The 17,490-nt window shown below is 53.5% G+C and carries 9 protein-coding genes; 2 read left to right on the forward strand and 7 right to left on the reverse strand.

The window, feature by feature from the left end; genetic code table 11:
* From HUU59_03555 to HUU59_03585, 7 genes are all read right to left on the reverse strand, one after another.
* A partial coding sequence (locus tag HUU59_03555) for a hypothetical protein (GenBank protein NUO18502.1) occupies window positions 1-620 on the reverse strand: 620 nt, incomplete at its 3' end.
* A gap of 2 nt (window positions 621-622) precedes the next feature.
* Window positions 623-1,735 carry a hypothetical protein gene (locus tag HUU59_03560; GenBank protein NUO18503.1) on the reverse strand — a complete coding sequence of 371 codons (1,113 nt, stop codon included), beginning with the start codon at window positions 1,733-1,735 and terminating at the stop codon, window positions 623-625.
* A 168-nt stretch (window positions 1,736-1,903) separates the two neighbouring features.
* Complete coding sequence (nrfD, locus tag HUU59_03565) at window positions 1,904-3,070, reverse strand: polysulfide reductase NrfD (protein NUO18504.1); 1,167 nt, start codon at window positions 3,068-3,070, stop codon at window positions 1,904-1,906.
* 77 nt (window positions 3,071-3,147) lie between these two features.
* Entirely contained in the window at window positions 3,148-4,101 is a 954-nt protein-coding gene (locus HUU59_03570; protein NUO18505.1) for a 4Fe-4S dicluster domain-containing protein, read from the reverse strand.
* A gap of 167 nt (window positions 4,102-4,268) precedes the next feature.
* On the reverse strand, window positions 4,269-4,823 hold the full coding sequence (locus HUU59_03575) for a cytochrome C554 (GenBank protein ID NUO18506.1): 555 nt from the start codon (window positions 4,821-4,823) through the stop codon (window positions 4,269-4,271).
* Between the two features lie 529 nt (window positions 4,824-5,352).
* On the reverse strand, window positions 5,353-7,059 hold the full coding sequence (locus tag HUU59_03580; GenBank protein ID NUO18507.1) for a T9SS type A sorting domain-containing protein: 1,707 nt from the start codon (window positions 7,057-7,059) through the stop codon (window positions 5,353-5,355).
* A gap of 756 nt (window positions 7,060-7,815) precedes the next feature.
* Window positions 7,816-10,497, reverse strand: a complete 2,682-nt coding sequence (locus HUU59_03585; protein ID NUO18508.1) for a T9SS type A sorting domain-containing protein — start codon at window positions 10,495-10,497, stop codon at window positions 7,816-7,818.
* Window positions 10,498-11,241: 744 nt separating this feature from the next.
* Here HUU59_03585 and HUU59_03590 point away from each other — a divergent pair.
* Window positions 11,242-15,186 (forward strand): S8 family serine peptidase, encoded by a 3,945-nt coding sequence (locus HUU59_03590; GenBank protein ID NUO18509.1) that lies wholly within the window; start codon window positions 11,242-11,244, stop codon window positions 15,184-15,186.
* A gap of 136 nt (window positions 15,187-15,322) precedes the next feature.
* The gene (locus HUU59_03595; protein NUO18510.1) at window positions 15,323-17,446 is read left to right on the forward strand and encodes a hypothetical protein; all 2,124 of its coding nucleotides are present in this window, start codon (window positions 15,323-15,325) and stop codon (window positions 17,444-17,446) included.
* The last annotated feature ends 44 nt before the right edge of the window (window positions 17,447-17,490 follow it).

Consider the following 17,490-nt stretch of genomic DNA (forward strand, 5'->3'; position numbering starts at 1 on the left):
TCCGTGTGGCAGTTCAAACATGCTTCTTCCAATTTTGCAGGCAAGCGGTCCTCGGAGTGAACGGAGTGTGCGGTATGGCACTCGGTGCAGCCGGGCAAGCCTTCCTTGCCGGCTTTCGCAAGCCGTCCGTGAATGCCGACATCATAGCTTTCGTAGGCAGCGGTTCGTCCGCGAACGGGCGAATGCATCCTATTGTGGCATTGTTCGCACGAGCGGTCAATGCGAACACGGTCGGCTTTAGAATCACCTCCGGTGATGGGGTGCATATTGTGCGTGCCGTGGCAGGCCGCGCACTTCAAGACACCTTCGTGCCCGCCCATAGCAACTTGCGCGGCCACGTCCTTGTGGCAGGCGGCGCAATTGACGGCGGCGAGGTCTTCGTCATGCGGGAAGTCATCGAATCCTTTGAGATCGGCATGGCAGTCCACACAGGCGAGCTTGGCGTGTTTCGTTTTGGCCAGTGAGTCGGAGGTCACACAGAGTGACGTAATCGTGCCGTCCTTGTTGGTGCGGGTCAACGTCGCATCGGAGTGGCAATCCACGCATGCGGCGTCGTCGCCCGCATAGGCGGGAAGCGCCAAGAACGCCAGAAGCAGAATAGGAAGAAGAATGCGTTTCATGATTATTTCTTTATCTTCGCGCCGGGTAAAGACGCTGGATAGGTAATATCTTCGTCGTGACAGGAGTTGCACGTCGGTGCAACGGCGAAGTTGCGATTCACGTGACACTCATCGCAATTGATTTCGGCGTGAGCCTCATTCAGAGCGAAGCCAGTGCGCGCGTGTTTGAACGTGTTCTGGTCCCAGTTCTTGTGGCAGTTCGCGCAGTCCGGGGACGGTTTCGTGAAGTGATACGGTGAACCATGGCAGCGCTTGCACGTCAACCGGCTGTGATAGGATTTGAGCGGCCAGCCGGTGCGGTCATGAGAGAAGGCAGTAGCCTCCTGTTTCATGTGGCACTGGTCGCAGCTCATTTCAGAGTGACACTGATTGCAGATACCGTGCAGCGCCTCTTCACTGTGCCGGATTTCGGTTTTCGTTTCGGCAGACTTGGCGTGACAGGAGGCACAGCCTTCAGCATGGTGACATGAAGCGCAATCAATACCGTATTTCTCGGTGTGATTGCGGTGGAACAAGGTCACGACAGTACCGCCGCCGTAGGTGGAGTGCCAGACTTTCTTTTCCGGCTCGACCAAGCCTTTGAAGCGGCTGCCGGACTTCGGCATTTGCGGATGCGGTGACGCGAGTTCCTGTCCCTTTTTGGCGTGACAGACTTCGCAGGCGGTGTCGTGGCTCCAATCCTGATGGCAGCCGAGACATTGCCGGTGATAGGCGCCTTTGAGTCCGGGCTGTTCGAGATTCTCATCGGCGATGTGCGCGGGATGGCAGTTCTTGCAGGCCGTGATGCCGCCGACTTCCTGAAAGTGGTGGCAGTCCTGACAGCCGCGGTCCATGGCAGTCATTTCAGCATGCAGACGATGGGAGAAGCGGACAGGTTCGTATTCGGCTTCGAGGTCGTCAATCATGATTTCATCAGGCCCCATTTTCAAATCTTCGGGAGTCGCGCGCGGTCGCGGGCAGCCACGAAGGCAGGGGTCTTCAACGGTCGGAGTGCTGCAGACGTGGCACTCGCCGCAGCCATTGGACGTCGCTTTGACGGGCTGTGCTTTGGCGAGGGCGAAATCGTTACACAGAAGCAGCGCAAGGAGTGTAGCGAGAGTATAAAGTATTTGCATGGCCGGATTTCTCCGCCACAATATAGTTGGTTAATGACGTTTGGGTCGCGAGTTCAAAGCCTTCCAGAAGGGAACGAAGGAGAGCAGACCCAGAATAGCAACAATATACTCTCCGGCTTGAGTGACGAGCGTGAATTCGTGTAATGTATGCATGTTGTCATCGTCTCCTTAGTGGGCATCGCCCTTGTAGTCGGGATGCTGGAGCAGAATCGGCATTCGGTTGACAATGAACTGGTAGAGGAGCACACCGACCGTGAAAATCGTCACGGTGACGGCGATTTCCTTCCAATGCGGGATGTAGCGTTCGGCGGCGTTCCAGTTGAATGAAATGACCGACACGTTGAGGCGATTCAGCACGAGTCCGACGACCGTCCAGACAGCGGCAACACGCGCCATGGTCGCATTCAAGTGACGGACGGCGAACAGGAACAGGAAGGCAGGCGCGAGAATGAAACCGAAGATTTCGAACAGGAACCAGAGTCCGTAGCCGGAGCTAAAGAGCAGATGCCATTGATGTTCATGCGCGACGCCGATGATTTTCAACCAGAAGTACATGTAGAGTACCAGCGCTCCGCCTTTGGCCAAACCGAGGATGAGCTTGTCGAGATCGCGATGGCTCATGTGAGCGGTCTGCATTTTGAAATAGCGATGGGCGAGGCTCGCCTCGATGATAATCATGCCGATGCCGCCCGAGACGGCCGAGATAATGAAGAAGACAGGGAGGTACATGCTGTACCAGAGCGGGTGCAATTTTCCCGGTGCGATTAAGAACAGTGCGCCGAGAGAAGATTGATGCAGAGTCGAGAGGACGACGGCCATAACCGTTGCGCCGAGGGTAAGCTTGACCGCCCATGCGCGGAGCCGTTTGGCACCGAGCCATTCGAAAAGGGGCGGGAAGAACTCCACGAATTGGCAGAACAGATACAGCGCGACGCACCAACCGACTTCGAACATAACGGAGCTTGTGCCGAGGGAAACAAACATCGGATAGGGGAGACGCCACGGCCTTCCCAAGTCAAAGGCGAGTCCGACGACGACGAGCGCGTAGCCGAGAAATCCGGTGAGGATTGCAGGTCTGACGAGCGGATTGTACTCCTTCATTCCGAAGATATGCGAAATCGTGCCGATGATGAAACCACCTGCGGCCAAGGCGACTCCGCAGAGAACGTCAATGCCAATCCAGATACCCCACGGGTTATTGTCGGTGAGGTTTGTAATGGCTCCGAGACCTCCGGTGAAGCGCTGGAAGGTAATGGGAAGCCCGATAGCGAGAATTGCCCATGCGATGTAATGGCCGGGAGTCATCAGGCTTTTGAAATACTCGCGCGGGGTCATGCCGAGGAAAATTTTATCCCGCATGAAATTGGGCGCGATGAGCGGCGGGCGCTCAACGGGAGCAGTCAGTGTAGGCATCAGGCATTCTCCCGGTGGTTGTCGCTTTGAGTATGATCATCAATATGATTGCCGTTCCGTTTGGCGAGATCGTCCTTGCGCTTCGAGAACAGATATATGCTCAGGAAGAACGCAGGCCAGATGGCCATAATGAGCGGAGCGGCGGACAAATAATTACGAGTCAGAGACGGATATGGGGTTGTGCCGAGGTCTGTGCGGAAGCCGATTTGGTCGAAGGGTTTCGAGGACAGATACATCCAGCTTGTGCCTCCGACTTCGTGTTCACCGTAGATGTGTTCGACGTACCGATCGGGGCTGCGGGCAATTTTCTGTCGCGCGAGTTTAATGAGGTCTTCGCGTTTGCCGAAGGTCATCACTTCACGCGGGCAGGCTTCGGTGCACGCCGGGGCACGTCCTTCCTTGAGTCGTTCTTCAAAACAAAAAGTGCACTTTCTCACGCGGGGGTGAAGTGCACTGTTGTATTCATAAGTCGGGATGTCGAAGGGGCAGGCCACCATACAGTAGCGGCAGCCGATGCAAACGCTGGCATCGTAGGTGACGGCGCCTTCGTCGGTTTTGGTGAAGGCTTTGACGAGGCATGCTGACGCACAGGCGGGCTCGTCGCAGTGCATGCACTGTTTTTTTGCGTAGATAGGTGAATCGGGAGAGTCACCGGGGAAACGATTAACGACGGTAAACTGAGTGGGGCTTGTTCGGCGGCGCGCATCGAAGACGGTTGGGTCTTCGGGCGGTTTGTCAGGAGTGGGGAGGTTATGCTCCTTTGCGCAGGCGAGTTCGCAGCGGCGGCAATTGAGGCCGATGCATTGGGTGGTATCAACGAGGATTCCCTTTCGTTCGGGGTGACCCTCGAACTCTTCTACCGCGGCATAGGATTCGCCGGGTATTGAGCCTGCAGCGACTCTGACGGCAGCGACGCCGGCCAGTTTTAAGAAGTCTCTGCGATTAATATTCATTTGATTTCCCCCTTCACTTGGCGCAGGTTTATGTGATTTTTTTCACATGAACAGTTGCGATGATTTATAGAAATTCCAAGTCAGAAGGTATTGATAAAAGGGTGGAAGCCGGCGCACCGGTCGCGAAGCTGGTCAAGCTGCACCGGCTTCCGTTAACTTCGAACGGATTACTCGGTCTTTTCAGCGGGAGCTTCCGGAATATGATGAATGATTTTTGCGAGAGCTTCCTCATAATTGAAGCCCTTGAAGGTCGGTGATTTTTCGTTGTGGCACGTCTTGCAGGTTGCTTCGGTCGGAATAATCATACCGGCAGCGAGAGCGGCTTCACGGTTTTCCATGACTTTTTTGGATTTGTAATTCGAGCCGGGACCGTGGCAGGATTCGCAACCCACCCCGCCGAGGGCTTCGGCGTTGTGCATCGTGGTGTCGGCACCGAAACCGCTGGGGGTTCCGTAGCCGGTGGTGTGGCAGGCCAAGCACTCGGGATTGTTTTGCTCACCCTTTGCGATCAGGGATTCCATTGCTTTGGCGTGTTTTGTTTCCAGCCAAGTTTCCCAGATGTTGCCATTCTTTTCGCCTTTGTGGCACATTTTGCATTTGCCGGAGCCGATGTAAGTCGGATCGCCGGCGGGGGCTTCATCTTCGGCAAAGACGGTCACAGTTGACAGGGCGAACCCAATGATGACCAATGCCGCGAGAGATTTTGCAGTGATTCTGCTCATAGCTCTTTCCACTTAACGTTAAATGACGCGCCGGATTCGTTTGCGAATCTTCGGCACAATTGACGATTGCTCAGATTGAAAAAGAAACAGACCATCCCCAACGTGACGGGAATCCGCCCGGGGGAGGTTTTATTTGCCCGGGGAAGGGTATTGCACCCTCTCAAGACACCATCAATATACAAGATACACTCGGAAATAGCAACCTGAGTTTCCGGGGTATGTCCTTGCAAATATGATATTTGCAGTCAGATTAAGGGGTGTTTTCGGACGAATTTCGATGTTTTTAATTGCACCAATAATTTGCAAACGTCAATAATTGATAGAGATAGTGAGTTTGGAATGAGAAGGCAGAATCCGGACTGAATAATCAGCAAATCCTTAAGGAAAGAATGGATTAACGTGACAGGGTCACAATGTATATCTTTGGGGAGGTATGAGCAATAAATGGGTGCAAATTGGGTTGGGGGAAAAAACGAGCGCGGCGGCTAAATGAGCCGCCGCGTTTATAGAAGTAGGACGATTTGTGAATCTATTTCAGATACAAGACTTTCTTGGTTTCCGCATATAGGTGATCCTTTGCATGCAAGAAATAAACTCCTGCGGCAAGATCACTTGGCGCTTGAAATGACAAAGAGCCGCGGAGGGTTCTGCCCGAGTGCAAAAGGGCAACTTCGCGGCCCAGCAAATCAAACAACCGAACCTCAAAATCCGCTCCCGTCATGCCGTCGAGTTCAATCCGAAATTCGCTGTTAAATGGATTAGGATAGACGTTTGAGATGAACCATGTACTCGGGACAGTCCAGCGGCGATCATCCGCAGCATTCGGCGGCGGATAGAGCGTCGTGTCAGGAATTTCGTCCTCGCTCAACAGCCATTCGTCATATATCGTCGCCGCATTCGTCGTGTCTCCCAATCCGCCGGGGTTGCGGGTCGCTTCATAGGGGCCGGTAGAATCACCCCAGAAGTTATGGAGGGCGTAGCTCGTAGGCCAAAAGAAATCAGACGTGTAAACAGCATAACCGATATTACCAACAAATGCGTTGAATTCAAGAACACCCTCACCAACATTCCCCATCCCAATGGTTCTACTTTGCCAAGTCGGATAACCCCAACTTGAGTTGTTCGAAAAATAATTGCGTTGCACACGACCCTGACTAGGATTGAATTGATTTCCCAGGCCAATGCATGCCGCAGTACCTCCGTAGTTGTTATGGAAGTGGTTTTGTTCACATTCGAAGGTTGCTCTCGTTTGTGAAAAATTGAGAATTGGAGCACCAGCTGTGTTCGGGGGAACCGTTGAATTTTCAAAGGTACAACGGGTAATTGTCGTCGTGCCATTGCGTTCAATGAAACTCGGAACCCACAGTCCAAAAGGTAAAGAGTTTTCAGTGAAAAGACATGAGTCAATAGTTAACTCGTTTGGACCTAAGCCACCACTACCGACCAAAAAAAAGCTGAGGGAATTATCTCCTATCACACAACCGTGTAACCGCATATATCCAACTGATCCATCATACGCTCGCAAGAAAATTGCCGAGCCCTCGGGACCGTAACCAAAACCGTGGATGTGTGTGCCTGAAATTGTGATAGAAGAGCTATTCAAATCAATCTGAGCTTCAGTGTTACTTGGCGGCATGAAATATCCGTCCGGGCCAATGTCAGAATCCATAATATGGACTGTGCTATGCCGAGCATACAGGACTTCACCACGATAAAGCGCATCGTTGCCTGGCATAAAACAGCGCTTCAGTGTTAACACCGATGAGTCGGCATAGATCGCTCCTCCGTACCCAGCCAGACAGGACTTAAATACACAATCTTTAATGTCCGCCGTTCGATTACGAATGTAAATGCCGCCGCCCTTGTTGTTGCCAACCGTGATGGCGCGTCCAAGGGAAAGTGTTATGCCAACCATACGCAATGTCGTGTCCGTCGAGTCAGCGGGCTGTGTGACAAAACAACCGTTGTCTGGTGCGCCATTGCTCGGACGAACGATGCAGTTGGCGATGTCAATCGGATTGTGTGTCAGAATAAATTCACTGGCAATCGTGATGTTACGCGCCCAAACAAAAAACGGGCCGCGGTACGTCCCGGCCCGGCAGACTATCGTGTCATTGGAATTGCTTTCATCCAGCGCCTGTTGCAAGTTGTTGAAGTCATCCGGCACAAAGTGAATGACCGCGTGGGCCGTACCAGCCCACGCTAACATCACTACCCATATGAGTATGGAAGTCATGACCTAACTGCCCACACAACTTGGAGCGCAATTGTTACTCGATGGAGTATAGAATCTGACAGTAATGTTCCCAGTATCACAGTCATCGGTACAGTCATAACAGCGCACCTTGAAACGGAGCGTGTTGCCGGAAGGTATCGGGGTCATACCAGAGTCATAGAGTAGCCCTTTCTGGCAATCACAAGCACCAGATACTGCGCCTTGCAATAGGGTCTCTCCGCCTCCCGTGATATCGTAAAGTACAACCTCAACCCTGTTGTTTGCAGATCCATTGTACTGATAATAAATAAGCGAAGTTGCACAAGGTAACGTGTAGTCCAACGATGTGTGCCCATCACAGCATGCATCAGTATGCGAAGTACACCACGAACACCCCTGTGCAAAAACATTCACATTCATCGCCAAGACCAACATCAACACAAGGCAAGGTAGCTTCCAGTTCATCGTCTTTCTCCCTAAAGATGATAATGCCCGTCGCGTCGTGCGGCCAGCTTATCCACAATATAATACTACCCCCCCCCCCATTTGTCAAGGGGTCGGTATCAGATTTTGGATTATTGTGGAGAGGGCCAAGACACTAAAAATCAACGTTTTTAGCGAACAATCTGGAATAATAGCTAAGATTTGCGCTCAAAAAGGAGGCTCTCTGCCAAAGACAAAGCGGGCCGGACATCTCGTGTCCAGCCCGCTTAGATCTATCAACGTACGCTAACGATTGGCAAATGCCGCATTAGCTCAAGATGTGCTTAACAAGGATTACTTCAGGAGAAGCATCTTCTTCTGCATGGTGGTCGCACCGGCGGTTAGGCGGTAGAAGTAGAGACCGCTGGGCAGACCGGACGCATCAAAGACGACAGTATGACGGCCTTCGGAAAGCGTGCCGTTCACGAGCGCGGCGACCTTCTGTCCGACGGCATTGTAAATGTCCAAAGTTACCGCACCTGTTTCCACGAGATCAAAAGTGATGTTGGTCTCGGGATTGAAGGGGTTCGGGTAGTTCTGATGCAGCGCGATTTCCGTCACGACGGCAGCACCCGCGGCCGGTGTCGCATTCAGTTCACCGGCAACCGCGCGGTCACCGTTCAAGCTGACGCTGACAAGCTCATAGTGGTAGGAGCGGCCGTTTTCAAGCGCACGATCCACAAAGGTGTAGGTCGAACCGGACGCGTTGTTGGTGGCGGTAATTTGCGCGGCCATCAGACCATCACGGAGCAATTCAAAATGTGAGTTCTCGGTTTCGGAAGCCGTTCTCCAAGTGAGCTGGATTTCAGTGTCACGACCGACAGCGGAGAAGCTGGCAAGTTCAACCGGCAGGTAACGCTCGAAGCAGACGCAGATACAGCCGTCTGACTGCGGAATGATGAGGTTGTGCCAGCAGGAATCGCCCCACAGTGTCCAACCGGTGTTGCTGAAGAGGAACTGCGCCGGATCACACTCTTCGGAGCAATCTTCGGTCATGCAGCCGGGCGTGATGTTCAGAATTGGATAGTTGCCTTGCGTAAGTCCATCTCCGCAGACAAAGACGTGAACGGGTTCGCCAAGACAGAGATAGGCGCAAATGCACGCGGGTGGGATGCGGAGGTCATCTTCAAAGAAGTAGATGGCGGTTTCCGCGTCGCACGGCGAACAGTCGGGAACTTCAATGACGATATCGAGGAAGTTGGGCGGGCAGTTGTCGCTAGTCAGATTGACCGTGACAATCATGAGACCGCCGTCGCCGTCGGGTGTAATGGTGAAATTGAAGTCGGTGAATACGGACTGGTTGGCGGCGAGATTGCCGAGCGCAACGGGATTTGCGGAATTCAAAACGGCGGATCCGAAATCGCCGCCGACATTGGTGACTTCAAGAGAGACGTTTTCGCAAGCGGCCGAGCCGTCGTTCAAGGTGGTTACGCGGACATCAAAGGTCGGTGTGGTGATACCGCCGCCGTTGGGGTCACAACGAAGCGTCACGCCAGCCGAGGACAGACGGAGTTCGCCCTGGCCGCAGTCAGAGATGATTTGATTGATGGCGCCGCCCGTGCCGGAGCCGTTGGAGGCGACGATGCGTACAGAGCCGGCGGTCGTTGCCGCATAATCATCCAAAACCGGGAGGATGTTCAAAGGTGATTCGCCGAACGGATTGGGAACATACACTGAGCTGATACGAATCCCGAGGCCAGCGGCATCGAGGGCGCGTTGATGCGCAAAGGCGATATCAGAACCGTCGTGAGTGTCATCGCAGCCGCCGTTGGTGGCGTCGGTTATCAAGACGATGATTTTGGAGGCGGCAGGACGGAAAGGTGACGTGAAGTGCGCAGACACACAGGCACCATCATTGGTGATGATTTCACGGAGCGCCACATCGGATGCTTCGGGCAGACTATTGCCTCCGGCTGCAACAAGTGCTGCGATGGAAGCCTGAACAGCGGCGTGATTGAAGGTCAAGTTGTGATGCGTGTAGACGGAATCAGTGAACGTGACGAGACCGAGTCTCAAGTCGTTTCCAGACGCCTGATTTGCCAGCATAATAATGTTGGGGAGCTCGCTGACGACATTGCCGATGGCGTTGCCCATTGAGCCGGTGACGTCGACGGCGAAGACGAGGTCGATGGGACCGCAATCACCGGGAGCCGGGCAGGCCTCTTCACAGGAGACGCCTTCGGTCCACTCGCCACCGAGCACGTATGCGCAGAAGTCTTCGCGGGTGGTCTCGCAGACGGGTTCACCGTCATCATAGTAACAGCAACGGCCGATCGTGCAGGGGTTGTCTTCGCAGTTGGCGTTTTCGTCCCAGACACCGCCGAGGTCAATACACTCATCGATGGTTACATCGGCGCAGGCCGGCGCACCGAAATCATTCATGTAGCAGCAACGTCCGCTTTCGCACTCGGTGACGGAAACAAGGAAGGAACCGCATTCACCGGGACTGAAAGCTTCAAGGGTCAAATAGATCGTGCCTTGCTCCAAGAAGATGCAGGGACACATTGAATTCAGGCCGTTGTAGTCATCGTTGACGCAAATGTCACCGAGGCAGCATTCTGTTCCCACATAGAGGACGGGGTCATAGGCAAAACCGTCATAACGGATTGACCAAAGACCGGAATAAGGAATGCTTACCGCGATGGAGTAGTCTTCGGAGCTCCACGAGTCGCAGCTATTACCATTGCCGCATGTGCCGCCATTCAGGAAGCCGGGCGCAGCGAGCTGTGCATCGGGGCATTCGTCAAGCGACTGCGTGCGTCTTCCGGCCGGAACGGTCTTTCCGGTCAGGATGTCATACATCTTCTGCAGGTCTTCAGTCGGGAGACCGTTTTGTTTCGCCGCATCGATTTGTGCGGACAGCGAAAGCAGTTTCGCGTTGGGATCGATTGCCTGCGTCACCGGATCGCGGTAATTTGCAGCGAAAGCGGCGGCAACCACACAAAGCATACAACACAGGGTCAGGAATTTTCTCATGTTTCTCTCCTTTTAGATTATCCGACTCAAAGTTCACCATAAATATACATCGTCAACGGATTCCGTAAAACAGAAATCGATAGTAATGGTAAACTTTTGCGGATTGCAGTATGCAAAGAAGGTGTAATAAGTATAGTTGCGTGGTATCAAAAATATAGGTTTAAGCAGTTTAGTAACAGTGACCCGATTTGAGAATAGGGAGAGGCACTCTGTGAAGTTCATTGTGTCGTGCATCCTGCAAGCGAAATCGCGCTACCGACCGTGACCAGAGGAATTGTGATAGAATCTATACTTTCAAGGAGCCTACCGAGACTACTCAACCCGGTGACGGTTCCTCTTGGCTTGCGAATGAGCGGGAAGTCGAGTTGATCGTGATCAACTCCCTTGGCGGGCAGGTCGCGGTGTTGGGCGCAGGCGGCGTTGTGAGAGCGAGCTTTGGTCAGGACGCTTTCGGGTCTGCAAAACTGGGGCTGATAGTGTGCCTCTCTACGAGGATGTGCGTATTTTGCACAGTCAAGACGTGTGAAGAAACTTACACACTAACTTCTTTATAAACAGCGATGGATTTTGGCACAAGTCTGGCGATGAGTTTTGTTTTCGTTTGATTGACGAAAAGGACGTTTCCGGTCAGTTTGTGAACAGATATTCGGACTGTTGACAACTGCTCGGAAATACGATAAGTTTCATGGACGTGGAATTCCCACGAAATGGATATTACCGATATCAAGAGAGGCAGGTCTCACGATGAGCAAAGGGTCCCGGATTTTGATGGTTATGCTGCTGGTTTTCTGGGTGACCAGCGCAAAGGCGGCGGAATTTTCCCCGGCGCTGGAGTACGAGTTGGAGAAGGCTCAGGGCAAGGATTTTGTGAGCGCGATTGTGATTTTGGAGAGTCCGATTGACATTCGGGCTTTGGACTTCGCGCTGCACACACGGAAGGCGAGTCTGGCCGAGCGCCACCAGGAAGTTCTGGCGGCATTGAAGTACAACGCCGACCAAACACAGCCGGCATTCCGCGGAGAGCTTGACGCGGCGAAGGCGCGCGGCGAGCTGAACGGATATACGGCGTATTGGATTGAGAATCTGTTTGTCATCCACGCGAGCAAGGATTTTATCGAATCGCTGCGGAATCGCGGGGATGTGAAATACGTGACGGAGAATTTCCGTGCGGAGCTCATCGAGCCGATTATCACGGAAGGCCGCGATCCGGAGCGTAATCCACTTGACACAGAAACAACTACTCCGGGGCAAGACGCAATTCGTGCCACGGAAGTGAACAGAGTACTTGGTATCACGGGTCAGGGTGTGCTGGTGGCGAACTGTGACACCGGTGTGGAAGGCACTCACCCGGCTCTGGCCTCGCGCTGGAGAGGTAATACGGAGCCAGTATCAGAATGCTGGCGCGATGCGTTGGGCGGTTACCCGACGCCTGCCGACGCCAACGGGCATGGCACGCACGTCATGGGCACCATCACGGGCCGCGCGATTTCGGGCAACGACACGAACACGGTAGGTTCGGCGCCGAATGCGCGCTGGATTGCGACGAACTCGATTAATCAGGGTGTTGGCGCGCCGTTTGACAATGATATCATCGCGGACTATCAGTGGTTTGCGGATCCGGACGGCAATCCGGGTTCGCTGGACGATGTTCCGGATGTGATTCAGAATAGTTGGGGCGTGTTCACAGGCCTTGGCTATGCGCAGTGCTTCGACTTGTGGAATACGGTGATCCTGAACTGTGAAGCAGCAGGTCCGGTGATTACCTGGTCGGCGGGAAATGAGTCCACGAGCGGACTGCGGAGCCCGGCGATTTATTCCATTAATGCTTATCAGATTTTCTCCGTCGGCGCGGTAGATGCTACGAATTTCCCGGCGCCGTATCCGTTGGCATCGTTTTCCAGTCAGGGACCAACTCCCTGCGTTCCGGCAGTACCTGACAACATCAAGCCGGAAATTTCCGCACCGGGCGTCAATGTGTATTCGTCCGTTCCCGGCGGCGGTTACTCGAGCGGTTATTCCGGAACGTCGATGGCGGGTCCGCACGTGGCAGGCGTGGTTGCGCTGATGCGTGAAGCGTGTCCGAACTGCGATCATATTACGATTAAAGACGCGATCATGCAGACGGCGATTGATTACGGTCCGGCAGGGCAGGACAATCAGTATGGACACGGTTTCATTGACGCTTATGACGCAGTTGTCGCCGTTTCGGCATTGGGCCGTGTTTGCGGTGTTGTGCGTGACGCATCGAACAACCCGATAGCGGGCGCAACGGTTTCGATTACCGGACAGCCAAACTCGACGACAACCGAAGCGGACGGTTCGTATTGCCTGGCGCTGCAGGAAGGAACCTACACGGCGGTCGCTTCGGCGTTCGGATATATATCGCAGACGTCCACGTCATTCACGATAGTGGAAGGCGACACCGTGACGCGCAATTTCAATCTATCGCTGGCGCCGCAGGGAACGGTCTCGGGCACAGTGACGGATTGCAACGGTGGTCCTGCGGTGGGTGCAACGGTTGAGGTGCTGGGAACTCCAGTTCCTGACGCGACGACAAACGGCGCGGGATTCTATTCGATTACACTGCCGCAGGGAACGTACGACATGCGTGCTTCCGGCGCGGGCTGTGCACCTCATCAGGTAAACGGAGTAGTCATTGGTGCGGCGACAACGCGGAATTTCACGCTGCTTTCCGATCCCATCTATTCATGCAGCCAGCCGGACGCGTACGGATATTATATGTGCGAGAACGGCGACGGCGGCGGTCCCGCCTACTCGTGGTTTGAAATTGCCCCATCGGCCGGCGGCCCGGGAACGGACACCGGCCAAAGCTGTGACGACTGCCCAAGCGGTCCGTACAATTTCCCGTTTGCGTTCCAGTTCTACGGCACAACGTATACTCAGTACTATCTGAGTTCAAACGGCATGATGACGTTTGGAACGAGTTCAATTGCATTCACAAACATTTGTTTCCCGAATTCTCAGCCGGCGGGTATTTACGCGTTTTGGGATGACCTGTATACGGCTTGCTCGACGGCGGAACTTGCGACGTACTACGACGCCGCGAATAACCGTTTGATCGTTGAGTATTACAATGTTTGCCATTGCTGCGGCGAAGGCAACAACGAGAAGTTCCAAATCATCGTGTACGATCAGAGTTTCTATCCGTCGGAGACGGGAGACAACCACATCGCAGTTCAGTACAACTCGATGTCACTTCTGGGCAGCAGCACGGTGGGAATCAAGACAGCGGCCGGAGCATTCTCGCAATATGTTTGCAACGGTTCGTATGACGCAAACGCGCAAGGGCTGGCGAATGGTCGAGTGATTCTGTTTACAACGGGTCAGGGCTGCGACCTTGGGCCGGCTGACATCGCAGTAACTCCTGCGTCGCTTTCAGGCAACGCACCGCTTGGCGGCACGGACACAGGTTCGATTCAGATTTGCAATACGGGAGTATGTCCGTTGACTTGGAACATTGTTTGGGATCAGATTACACCGGCAGTTGCGTTGTCAAGCGCGACGATGCCAGTGACAATCGAGATGAGCAAAGAAGAGATACTGCTCATCGAGGCCATTAACCGTGGTGAGAAGCCTGTTGCAGATGTAGAGGACCGTTCGAGCGGATCTCCGTTGGATGCGCAGGGAGGTCCGGACGCATTCGGTTACACGTGGATTGACTCGGACGAGCCGGGCGGCCCGACGTACAACTGGGTTGAGATCAACGCGATCGGCACGAACGTGGGATTGACAGGAGACGATCAAGTCGTTAACGTGACGCTGCCATTCATATTCAATTTCTACGGAACCGACTATTCTTCCGTGAATGTCTCCTCAAACGGCAATATTCATTTTGGACCGGCAAGCGCGCAGTACTCGAATTTCGCGATTCCAAGCGTTTCGGCTCCATTGGGCATGATTGCGGCGTTCTGGGATGACCTTTACCTGCCGGGCGGCGGCACTGTATACCGGTATCACGATGCGGCGAACAATCGTTTCATCATTGAATGGGACGGAATTGCGCATTATCCGGGTACAGGTGACTTCTACACGTTCCAGATAATGCTGTACGCGAACGGAAGAATCGTGGTGCAGTATGAGGATTTCGTAACGGGATCGGTTGGATTGACCACGTGCACAGTGGGACTGAACAGCCCGACAGGCACAGACGGTTTGCAAGTGGTGAACAACGCGGCGTACTTGCACACGAATTTGGCGATTCAGTACCAAGCGGCGGTGGATTGGCTGGCGATAACTCCGCCTCTATCGGGCACAGTTGAGCCGGGACAATGCGTAACGGTGGACGTGACGTTTGACGCTGGTGATTTGCCTGCAGGGACGTACACAGGCAATCTTCAGGTGTCAAGCAACGATCCGGACGAAGCACAAGTGAACGTGCCGGTGAATTTCACGGTCGGTTCATTTGATCCTCCGACGAGCCTGACGATTTATTATTTGCCGACGACGAATCAACTGCAATTCATCTGGACGGGGACAGGCGCTCCGTTTTATGAGTTGTGGTCGGCAACGGACAGCCAAGGTCCGTACAACACGCTGGAAGGAACTACACCCGGAACGTCGCTGTTGATTACCTATGATGGTTCTGTAAGGAAGTTCTTCTACGTGGTGGCGACGGACGGCACGGTTTTGGGCAGAGCGTCTCTGCCGGAGATCGGACGGAAAGAGTAACCGCATAACTTTTGATTGGCAAAGCCCCCGATGGTTTCATCGGGGGCTTTTTGATTTTGAGGTCATTCGGAGTTGCAATACGTGTTGATTGGCGTTATCTTTAGGGATGAACAGGACAATGAGGAGAGCACGAGTTATGCGCAGTATATACATTTGTTTGTTAATGGGACTGGTCATGGCGGCGAATGCAAACGCCGCGGCTCCGTCCCGCGAGGAGTTGAGGGACCAGTTGCAGTTGTTCAGGGTTGCGCAAGAGAAAGACCCGGTTCCGACAGGAATTCTGTATGACCTGGTGGTTCCGCTTTCCGGCATAGAGCGATTTGACGGTACGGAAAATTCGGAGTCCGCGGATTTCTCGACGTGGCAACAGATTGCCTATGAATTGAAGCGAGCCTCGTTGACGGAGACAGGGATTCCTGATTATCGAGAGGTTCTGCAACAGAGACAAAACGCACAGAGGAATGGCGAACATCCGCTTGCATTGCTTTTGTTTGACTATCAGCGCGCCCGTGTGACAGGTGAGAGAGACGCAGTGATTGGTTACTCGGACGGCAAAGTAACCGGAGTTCAGAGCGAGCTACTCAGACAAGAGACCGTCTTTGCGCTGACAACGCTGCATGACTGGACGTATCAGGGGCGGGATGTAATCTTCTCGTTTGATTTGAACGAAGTGTTCACGAACATGAGCGAGGTGCTTCGCATCCAGTTTGATTTCGATGACGGCCTGGGTTTCCGAGATGTGCCTAAAGACGGGAAAATGTCCGTCTCATACAACGAAACGGGAAGCAAGACTATTCAGTCGAGGATTGAGACGCGTGACGGCCGGGTGCTGCTTGGACGAAGCCGTTTTAGAGTACGTCATTTAGATGCTCCGCCGCCATCAGAGACTTGGAGCTTGACCGCGAGTCACAGCACGGGGGGGTCTCCTGCAACCGGTGAAGCGTACATACTCTATGCCCCGGGGCACACGATGCTGACACGTCCGGTGGTATTGGTCGAAGGTCTGGATTTGGACAATAGTCTGAATTGGGATGAACTGTATGACCTGATGAATCAGGAGCTGATGATTGAAACGCTGCTGAGCATCGGGTATGACGCGGTGGTGCTGAATTACGGGAATTCCACGATTGATATACGGGACAATGCCTATCTGGTGCAGGAGTTGATTGAAGAAGTAAATTCGGCGACGGGCGGTGTTTATCCTCTGGTGATAGCGGGGACAAGCCTTGGCGGCGTGACGACGCGATACGCGTTGACGTATATGGAAGCGAATAGTTTGCCGCATAATGTCGAGACGTTTATCTCTGTGGATTCTCCGCAGAATGGGGCGAATATTCCGATAGGAATCCAGTATTGGGCTGACTTTTTTTCTGGAGAGTCGGCGGAAGCGGCCGCCGCGCGGGACGCCTTGCTGACACCGGCGCCGCGTCAGCTGTTGCTGTATCATCTATCATCATCGTCAAGCGGAATTGCCAACGCCGACCCGCTATTTGCCGCATTCCAGAATAATTTGCAGTCATTGGGAGACTATCCGCAGCTGCCTCGACTTGTTTCGGTCATCAATGGAAGCGGTACGATGCAGAACAGTGGATTTGTTGATGGTGCACAGATTCTGCGGTGGCAATACGATAGTTTTCTTGTTGATATCCGGGGGAATGTGTGGGCGGTAAGCGACTCGATCAACACGAGAGTTCTGCAAGGATTGATAGACGTTATCTGGCCTTTGCCTGACGAATCACGAAACGTTTTCATCGCACCCTGTCTGCCGTGGGACAACGCACCCGGAGGGTTGACGGCCACAATGGCTGAACTGGATTCGACAGCAGCGCCGTACGGAGACATCCAGGCACTGCACCCATCACATTGCTTCATTCCCTCGGTAAGCGCGCTTGACTTGAACACAAGCAATCCGTTCTTCAATATTGACAGTGTCAGTAACATCAGTGAGTTGACGCCATTCGACGCAGTGTATTATCCGGTGCAGAATCAAGATCATGTTCAGATAACACCTGAGAATGCGGACTGGTTTCTGAGTGAGATTATCGGTCCGCTTGAGCAGCCTGTGCTGACCATCACTGCAGAAAACGACAGTATACGCCTCAGGTGGAATAACACCTTTGGTGCAAATGCGTATCATGTTTATTCGTCCGGCGAGACAGACGTTTGGCCGCCCGTTTACACGACTATAACTGCGAACGAACTGGTATTGGCAGCGGTTGATTCCGTACAATTCTTCCGGGTCAAAGCAGTGCGCGAGTAGTTATTTAGTACAGAGAATCAAAAAGCCCCGGAACTTTCCGGGGC

It is taken from the genome of bacterium (assembly GCA_013360195.1).
GTDB lineage: Bacteria > Electryoneota > RPQS01 > RPQS01 > RPQS01 > JABWCQ01.